This window comes from Bacillus sp. B2-WWTP-C-10-Post-4, from assembly GCF_009183805.1.
GTDB classification, from domain to species: Bacteria; Bacillota; Bacilli; order Bacillales; family Bacillaceae_G; genus Bacillus_A; species Bacillus_A cereus.
On sequence record NZ_WEII01000258.1, the window covers coordinates 1 to 1,237 of the forward strand.

Genomic DNA, 1,237 nt, shown 5'->3' on the forward strand with positions numbered 1-1,237 from the left:
CCTTACTGACGTCTTTGTTCCAAAAATATCCAACACCTCTTTGTGTGATTATATAGTTAGGATTTTGGGGAATATCCTCAATTTTACTTCTTAATCTTTTTACATAAACGGAAAGAGTATTTTCATCGAAAAACACTTCACTTTCATCTACTATTTTTTTCAATATCTCATTTCTTTGTAACACTTTATGAGGATTTAGCATTAACGTTAATAAGAGTTTGTATTCTAAATGTGTTAAATTTATACTTTTCTCATGCTTAAAAGCTCTAGCCGCTTCAACTTCAAGGTGTATATTTTCAGACCTCAATATAGTATTAGAAGCTGTTTTAATTTTTTTTCTTAATTGTACTTTTACTCTAGATAATAGCTCTTTTACCCTGAAGGGTTTTGTTATATAATCATCTCCACCAATATCAAGGCCCATTACTACATTTGCCTCCTCATCCAGTGCTGTGAGAAAAATAATAGGTATATCACCTTTTCTTTTAAGGTAGGTACATAAATCATATCCATTTCCATCTGGTAGTCCAACATCCAATATAGCTAAGTCAAATTTATTATTTTCGTATTGGTCTTTTGCATCTTGTACAGTAGAAACTCTTATAACCTCAAGTCCTTCTCCTTTTAGAGTAAACTCAATAGCCATTCCTAGATCGTTATCGTCTTCAACGAATAATACTTTATCCATAGTATCTCTCCTCATTTGTCTTTGATTATGGCAGTATTTTAGATTATGACAGTTATTTTACACGTTGATTGGCTAATTTAAAATAGTTTAGTATGGAAATGGGCTTTTAGAGGCTGTTCTGAGTATATGCATAATACTCAAATCGGCTTTCAGTTTTTCAGCACATAATGAGATACAGCATTTATTTAAAACAGAATATTCACGCAATTAATACGTGTTCTTGCTTATATTTAAAAAAACTTGTAATAGAGTCTTGTTGAATTTGTACGTTTTTATAAAGTCATTAGTATTTTATTTAAGTTAACTTATACAAAAATGTTAAATGAAAATGGGATCCACATTAATTATGTAAATGAATTTTAAAAAAACAGATCATTGAGAAGAAGAGCCGAATGGGAGCGGATTTTTGAGAATTTGAAAAGTATGTGTGTACTTAAATAAGTGTATAAAAGCCGTTTAATTTTAAAGTATATCTTAATCAGAGTTACGAGTATATAAAAAGTTAGATTTAGTAATCTTACTAAACTGTAAGATTAAAGTATATATAGT

The 1,237-nt window shown here is 29.3% G+C and carries 1 protein-coding gene; it reads right to left on the minus strand.

All coding sequences use genetic code 11. The features are described from left to right. A partial coding sequence (locus GBN78_RS29710; protein WP_152128036.1) for a response regulator transcription factor occupies positions 1-688 on the minus strand: 688 nt, incomplete at its 3' end. Positions 689-1,237 lie beyond the last annotated feature (549 nt).